General features: G+C 74.1%; 7 protein-coding genes and 1 riboswitch. Of the genes, 5 read left to right on the top strand and 2 right to left on the bottom strand.

What is annotated here, in order from left to right; translation table 11 throughout:
* Both CCN42_RS17685 and CCN42_RS17680 read right to left on the bottom strand, forming a co-directional pair.
* Positions 1-257: MBL fold metallo-hydrolase (locus CCN42_RS17685; protein ID WP_143661938.1), on the bottom strand; the 257-nt coding region annotated here is incomplete at its 3' end.
* Entirely contained in the window at positions 254-1342 is a 1089-nt protein-coding gene (locus CCN42_RS17680; RefSeq protein ID WP_086736880.1) for an S-(hydroxymethyl)mycothiol dehydrogenase, read from the bottom strand. The genes CCN42_RS17680 and CCN42_RS17685, both read right to left, overlap by 4 nt.
* A gap of 234 nt (positions 1343-1576) precedes the next feature.
* Here CCN42_RS17680 and CCN42_RS17675 point away from each other — a divergent pair, with 234 nt between their 5' ends.
* The 5 genes from CCN42_RS17675 to CCN42_RS17655 form a co-directional block, all read left to right on the top strand.
* On the top strand, positions 1577-3331 hold the full coding sequence (locus tag CCN42_RS17675) for an ABC transporter ATP-binding protein (protein WP_086736878.1): 1755 nt from the start codon (positions 1577-1579) through the stop codon (positions 3329-3331).
* A gap of 179 nt (positions 3332-3510) precedes the next feature.
* Positions 3511-3876, top strand: a complete 366-nt coding sequence (locus CCN42_RS17670) for a nuclear transport factor 2 family protein (RefSeq protein ID WP_086736876.1) — start codon at positions 3511-3513, stop codon at positions 3874-3876.
* 55 nt (positions 3877-3931) lie between these two features.
* A riboswitch (ZMP/ZTP riboswitch) is annotated at positions 3932-4016 on the top strand.
* A gap of 22 nt (positions 4017-4038) precedes the next feature.
* Entirely contained in the window at positions 4039-4887 is an 849-nt protein-coding gene (locus CCN42_RS17665; RefSeq protein WP_086736874.1) for a bifunctional 5,10-methylenetetrahydrofolate dehydrogenase/5,10-methenyltetrahydrofolate cyclohydrolase, read from the top strand.
* 339 nt (positions 4888-5226) lie between these two features.
* Positions 5227-6492, top strand: coding sequence for a cytochrome P450 (locus CCN42_RS17660; protein ID WP_169731474.1), 1266 nt, complete (start codon positions 5227-5229; stop codon positions 6490-6492).
* Between the two features lie 75 nt (positions 6493-6567).
* Positions 6568-7336: glycosyltransferase (locus CCN42_RS17655; protein WP_143661939.1), on the top strand; the 769-nt coding region annotated here is incomplete at its 3' end.

Genomic DNA, 7336 nt, shown 5'->3' with positions numbered 1-7336 from the left:
CAGATGACGGCGCCGGTGCGGTCGGCGAGGGCGGGCGCGGCACCGATGTGGTCGTTGTGGGCGTGGGTGCACACGATGGCGGTGACCCGGCGGTCGCCGACGGCCTCGGCGATGGCGCCGGCGTCGTGGGCGGCGTCGATGACGACGACCTCGTGGTCGTCGCCGACCAGCCAGACGTTGTTGTCGACGTCCCAGGTGCCGCCGTCGAGGCTGAACTGCCCGGAGGTGACCAGGCGTTCGATGCGGGCGGTCGTCACAGCACCACCACCGAGCGCAGTACGTCACCCTGGTGCATCCGCTCGAACGCCTTCTCCACCTCGTCGAGCGCGATCGTCTCGGTGACGAACGCGCCGAGGTCCAGACGCCCCTGCAGATGCAGGTCGATGAGCATCGGGAAGTCCCGGGAGGGCAGGCAGTCGCCGTACCAGGAGGACTTCAGCGCGCCGCCGCGGCCGAAGACGTCGAGGAGCGGGAGTTCGAGCTTCATCTCCGGGGTGGGCACACCGACGAGGACGACGGTGCCGGCCAGGTCGCGGGCGTAGAAGGCCTGGGTGTACGTCTCGGGGCGGCCGACCGCCTCGATGACGACGTCGGCGCCGAAGCCGCCGGTCAGCTCGCGGATCGCGTCGACCGGGTCGGCCTCCCGGGAGTTGACGGTGTGGGTGGCGCCCATGGTGCGGGCGGTGGCGAGCTTGCGGTCGTCGATGTCGACGGCGATGATCCTCGCCGCGCCGGCCAGCCGCGATCCGGCGATGGCGGCGTCGCCGACACCGCCGCAGCCGATGACGGCGACCGTGTCGCCCCGGCCCACGTCGCCGGTGTTGATCGCGGCGCCGATGCCCGCCATCACTCCGCAGCCCAGCAGCCCGGCCACCTCGGGGGCGACGGCGGGGTCCACCTTGGTGCACTGCCCGGCCGCGACGAGAGTCTTCTCGGCGAAGGCACCGATACCGAGGGCCGGGGAGAGTTCCCGCCCGGTGGCGGCGAGCGTCATCTTCTGCCGGGCGTTGTGGGTGTCGAAGCAGTACCAGGGGCGCCCGCGCAGACAGGCCCGGCACCGTCCGCACACGGCACGCCAGTTGAGGACGACGAAGTCGCCGGGCGCCACCTCGGTGACGCCGTCGCCGACCGCCTCGACGACGCCCGCGGCCTCGTGGCCGAGCAGGAAGGGGAACTCGTCGTTGATGCCGCCCTGCTTGTAGTGCAGGTCGGTGTGGCAGACCCCGCAGGCCTGGACGCGCACCACGGCCTCGCCCGGCCCCGGATCGGGTACGACGATCGTCTCCACCCGCACCGGCTCGTCTCTGCCCGGTGCGATCACGCCGCGCACTTCCTGCGCCATGGTGCTGATCCCTTTCTTTCGGCGGGTCCGTCCCCCCTGCCGACCCTATGGCCGACCGATCGGTAAAGGCACGGGTGACAGGCGGGCAGGGCACTTTCCGGCCATGCCCGCCGGCCGTGGCCGCCTCGTTCGGCCGAGGTGCGCGGTCCCCTGGGAAACCGGGGCGCCCGCCCGCGTCGGCCGTCGTAGCCTGAACGCTCCGTCGACACTGGCCGCCACCGGCGAAGGAGCACCGTGACCCGCGCAGACACCCCCACCGGTCCTCCCCCGTGGCGGCTGCTTCTCGGCTATGTCCGACCGCATCGATGGGCCCTGCTGGCCGGTGCGGTGCTCTCGCTGGTGACCGGGGCCACGGGCCTTCTGCTGCCCCTGGTGGCACGGGAGCTGATCGACGACCTCTCCCACGACCGGGCCATCGCGAGCGCCCTGCTGCTCATGACGGCCCTGGTCGTCGCCAACGCCACGCTGGGCGCGATCGGTTCCTACGTGCTGCGGCGCACCGCCGAGTCCGTGGTGCTCGGAGCGCGGCGCGCCCTGTCGTCGTATCTGCTGCGGCTGCGCGTGGCCGCCGTCGACCGCAGCGAACCCGGCGACCTGATGGCCCGGATCACCTCGGACACCACCCTGCTGCGCGAGGTCACCACCGACTCCCTGGTCGGCCTCGGCACCGGTGGGCTCACCCTGGTGGCGACGGTGGTGATGATGGGCCTGGTCGATCCGGTGCTGCTCGGGGTCACCATGGCCGTGGTGTTCGGCGCGGGCACCGTGCTCGGGGTGATCGTGCCGCGCATCAACCGGGCCAGCCGGCAGGCACAGGACGCGGTCGGCGCGATGGGCGCCTCGCTGGAGCGGGTGCTGGGCGCACTGCGCACGGTCAAGGCGTCCGGTGCCGAGCACCGCGAGGAGAGGACGCTGCACGCCGCCGCCGAGGAGTCCTGGCGGCAGAGCGTGCGCGCCGCCAAGTGGTCGGCCGCCGCGGGCAACACGGCCGGGCTGGCGATGCAGATCGCCTTCATCACGGTGCTGGCCGTGGGCGGCGCCCGGGTGGCGACCGGAGCGATCGACATCGGCACGCTGGTCGCGTTCCTGCTGTACGTCTTCTATCTGATGTCGCCGATCCAGTCGGTCGTCGGCGCGATCACCCAGTACCAGGCCGGCGCCGCGGCGCTCGGCCGCATCCAGGAGGCGCTGCGGCTGCCCGCCGAGCCGCGGTCCCCGGCCGCCGCGCTGCCGGCCGACGACGCCGAGCCGGCCGCCCTCGCCTTCGCCGACGTCCGCTTCCGCTACGCCGACGATCTGCCGTACGTCCACCACGGGGTGACGTTCGCCGTGCCGCCGCGCGGCATGACCGCGTTCGTCGGCCCGTCCGGGGCGGGCAAGACCACCGTCTTCTCACTGATCGAGCGGTTCTACGACCCCGAGTCGGGCACGATCACCCTGGACGGCCGGGATCTCGCCGACTGGGACCTGCCCCGGCTGCGGTCCGCGATCGGCTACGTCGAGCAGGACGCCCCGGTGCTGTCCGGCTCGCTGCGCGACAACCTGCTGCTGGGCAATGCGGAGACGGACGAGGACACGATCACGCGGGTGGTGAAGACGACCCGCCTGGACGGGCTGGTGGCCCGGCTGCCCGACGGTCTGGACACCCTGGTCGGGCATCGCGGCACCAAGCTGTCCGGCGGGGAGCGCCAGCGGGTGGCGATCGCCCGGGCGCTGCTGCGGCGCCCCCGGCTGCTGCTCCTGGACGAGGCGACCTCGCAGCTCGACGCGGTCAACGAGGCGGCGCTGCGGGACACCGTCGCCGACGTGGCCCGTACGACCACCGTGCTGGTGGTGGCGCACCGGCTGTCGACGGTGACGATGGCCGACCGGATCGTGGTGATGGACGCGGGCCGGGTCCGCGCGGTGGGCACCCACCGCGAACTCGTGACCGCCGACCCGCTGTACGCGGAGCTGGCGGCCACGCAGTTCCTCGCCACGGCGGACTGAGGCCCGTCCGGGGCGGCGACCCGGTCCAGCTCGTTCAGCCACCGGTTGGTCGTGCGGGGATCAAGCCCTCGGAGGCACCGACCGCGCTTGCCGGGGCCGGCGGTGCGGAGGAGCCTCGTAGGAGAGGCCCTTCGCGGTCCGCCGTCCTGCCGGACCGCACCCCTCGCGAGGAGGTCACGATGGGTACTGCGGCAACGCCCGCCTTCGACACCGAGACACTGCGCCGGGGCATCGAAGGACACAACTCGGCGACCCTGATGTCGCTCTACGCGGACGACGCGCAACTGCGGGTCGTCGACCACAACACCCAGCCCAGCCGACCGCGGGTGCTGCGCGGCCGGGACGAGATCGGCGAACTGCTCGACGACGTGTACGGCCGGGACATGGCGCACAAGCTGGAGGACTGCGTCGTCCAGGGCGACCGGGCCGCGTTCAGCGAGTCCTGTGAGTACCCCGACGGGGTCCGGGTGCTCGCCGAATCGATGGTCACGCTGCGCGACGGCAAGATCGTCGAGCAGACCATGATCCAGGCCTGGGACGAGTAGCCGGACCCCGGGCGCCGGGCCGGGCGCGGGCCCTGGTGAGGCCTCGGTTAGGCTGGCCCGGGGCCGTGACTGGCGCTGAGGTGGAGTACCACCGGGGAGCGGTCCACGCAGAGTCGATGCCGCGCGCCTGGGCGATCCGGTCGATCGACCCAGGAGTGGAACATGTCCCAGGCCCGGCTCATGGACGGCACCGCGCTCGCCGCGCGCATCCTCGAGGAGACCGCGAAGCGCGCGGCCGGCCTCACCGGCCGCACCGGCACCGCCCCCTGTCTGGCGACGGTGCTGGTGGGCGAGGACCCGGCGTCCGTCACCTACGTCAAGATGAAGCAGAACCGGTGCCGCAAGGCCGGCATCATCTCCCGGCATGTCGCCCTGCCCGCCGCCACGACCACCGAGGACCTGGTCGGCACCCTGCGCGAACTGTCCGCGGACCCGGGGGTGCACGGCATCCTGCTCCAGCACCCGATGGGCGACCACATCGACGAGCGGGCCGTCTTCGAGGCGATCGCGCCGGAGAAGGACGTCGACGGCGTCACCTTCGCCTCCTTCGCCACGATGAGCTTCGGCCTCCCCGGCTTCGTGTCGTGCACGCCCGGCGGGATCATGCGGCTGCTGGACGAGTACGGCGTCGACCCGGCCGGGAAGCGGGCCGTCGTGGTGGGCCGCAGCGCGATCCTCGGCAAGCCGGCGGGGATGCTGCTGCTCGCCCGGGACGCCACGGTCACCTACTGCCACTCGCGCACCCGGGACCTGTCGGCGGCCGTGCGGGAGGCGGACATCGTGGTCGCCGCGGTCGGGCGGCCCCGGCTGATCCGCGGCCAGGACCTCAAGCCGGGCGCGGTGGTGATCGACGCCGGGTACAACGCGGGCAACGTGGGCGACGTCGACTTCGACTCGGCCGTCGAGCGGGCCTCGCTGATCACCCCGGTGCCGGGCGGGGTCGGGCCGATGACCATCGCCACGCTCCTGGAGCAGACGGTCGACGCGGCGGAGCGGCAGCTGGCGGCGTGAGTGATGCCGGGAGGCCGGTGCCCAGCGCAGGCACCGGCCTCCCGGGCCCCCGGGTGCCAGGCGCCGGGGCCGGAACCTCGACCTCCCGAACCTCGGCCTCGCGCACCGTTCCGGGACACCGGCGTCGCGCGACGCCGGCCCCGAAGCGCCGGTCTCCGGCAGGCCGGCTCCGCGCGTCACCGGCCTCCCGAGACACCGGCCTCGGACGGCACCGGCCCCTGGCACACCGGCCCTCGGCCGCGCCCGTCGCCCACGCCCCGGGTGACGGCGTCCACACGCGCTCGGTGATGCCGCGCACACACGGACGGTGGCCGCACGGTCACGTGTTAGCGTCCGGCCGTGACTCTCTCGGCTCCGGACACGGCACCCCCCGATCAGCCCCTCGGCCTGCTGGATCTCTTCGGCGAGGACTTCGTCGGCGACCCGTATCCGTGGCTGGACGCGCTGCGCGCCGAGGCGCCGGTGCACCACGACCCGCGGACCGGGCTGTGGCTGGTCAGCCGGCACGAGGACATCCGCCGGGTGCTGCTCGACCCGGACGCCTTCCGGCCCGACAACGCCCAGCACGCCGTCACCCCGCTGCCGGTCGGAGCGCTGCGGGTGCTCGCCAGGGCCGGGTTCGGTCTTCCCCCCGCGCTGGCCAACAACGGCACCGCCAGCCATCCCGGACTGCGCCGCCTGGTCACCCGGTTCTTCGACGCCCGGCGCGTCGCCGCCGCCGTACCGGTGATCGAGCGGATCGCCGACGAACTGCTCGAGGCGGCCGGTGCGCGCATCGACACCTCGGGCGGCGGCGACCTGTTCACCTCCTTCGCCCAGGTGCTGCCGTGCCGGGTGCTGATGGAGCTGCTCGGCATCGACGGCGTCCCCGCGGCCACCCTGATCCGCTGGAGCGACGCCTCGCTGGAGCTGTTCTGGGGCCGGCCCGGCCCCGAGCGCCAGCTCGAACTGGCGCCGCTCGTGGCCGAGTTCCACCAGTGGCTGACCCGGACCGTGCGCGCCGGCACGGCGCCGCCCGGCTCGTTCGTCGCGGCTCTGGCCGGGCACCGGCTGCCCGGCGGCGAGCCGCTCGACGCAGAGACCGCGGTCGGCGCCTGCTTCTTCGTCTTCGTCGCCGGGCAGTCCACCACGGGCCAGCTCATCGCGACCGTGCTGCGCCGGGCACTGGCCGAGGACGGACTGTGGCCGCGCCTCGCCGACGAACCGGGCCTGGCCGAGGCCTGGGTCGAGGAGGTGCTTCGCCGCGAGCCTCCGGTGACGACCTGGCGCCGGGTCACCGCGCGGCCGGTCACGCTCGGCGGGGTGCAACTGCCCGAGGGCGCTCAGCTGCTCCTGATGCTGATGGGCAGCGGCTCGGACCCGGAGGTCTTCGGCGCGCCCGAGCGGATGTGCCCGCACCGGGCGAACGTACGGCAGCACCTGGCCTTCGGCGTCGGCCGCCACCGCTGCCCGGGCGCCTCCCTGGCGCGCACCGAGGCAGCGGTGGCGCTGCGCCGTGCCGCACGGCGCCTGCCCCGCGTCCGGCAGGCCGAGGACGGGGATCCCCCGATGCTGGGCCTGCTGTCCTTCCGGGCGCCCCTGCGGGTGGCGGTCGAACAGCGGTAGCACCGGTCCCGCCCGTCCGAAGGCCTCCCGTGGCGCGGTCCCGGGCCTCATACTGGCGGTGTGCGGGTGGCGATCATGACGGCGGGTTCCCGGGGTGACGTGGCCCCCTTCACCGGGCTCGGGCAGGCGCTGGTACGGGCCGGGCACGAAGTGACGTTGGTGACCCATGCCCGTTTCGCACCGCTGGTGACGGACTCGGGGGTCGGGTTCCACCCGCTTCCGGTGGATCCTCGGGCCGAGCTGCTGGAGACGCCGCGGGGGCTGGGACTGAGCCGCAGCACCAGCGCGGTGGGCAAGATGGTGCGGCTGGCGAAGATGGCACGGACGGTCGCCGCACGGATGACCGACGACCTGCTCGCGGCGGCGGAGGACTGCGAGGTGCTGCTGCTGTCCGGGCCCCTGGTGCCGCTCGGGCACGGCATCGCCGAGGGGCTGCGGCTGCCGAGCGTGGGCCTGCATCTGCAACCGCTGGCTCCCACGCGGGAGTTCGCGCCGTCGGTGCTGGGCGACCGGTCGTGGGGTGCCGTCGGCAACCGGCTCGCCGGGCACGGCATGGGCCTGGCGATGGAGCAGGTGCTGTCGGCGGCCGTCCTGGAGGTGCGCGACCGGCTGGGGCTGCCGCGCCGGCGGCCGGGTGCCGCGTGGCGGGCCCGGGAGCGCGCGAACTGGCCGGTGCTGCACGGCTTCAGCCCCCTGGTGGTGCCCCGGCCGCGCGACTGGCGGCCCGGCCTGGAGGTCGCCGGGTACTGGTGGCCGTACGACCGTGATCCCGGTCTGCCGCCCGAGCTGCGGGACTTCCTCGACGCGGGCCCGGCGCCGGTCTTCGTCGGTCTCGGCAGCGCCA

The sequence above is a fragment of the Streptomyces glaucescens genome (assembly GCF_002154375.1).
Taxonomy (GTDB): Bacteria; Actinomycetota; Actinomycetes; order Streptomycetales; family Streptomycetaceae; genus Streptomyces; species Streptomyces glaucescens.
This window is presented reverse-complemented; position numbering and strand designations above follow the sequence as displayed.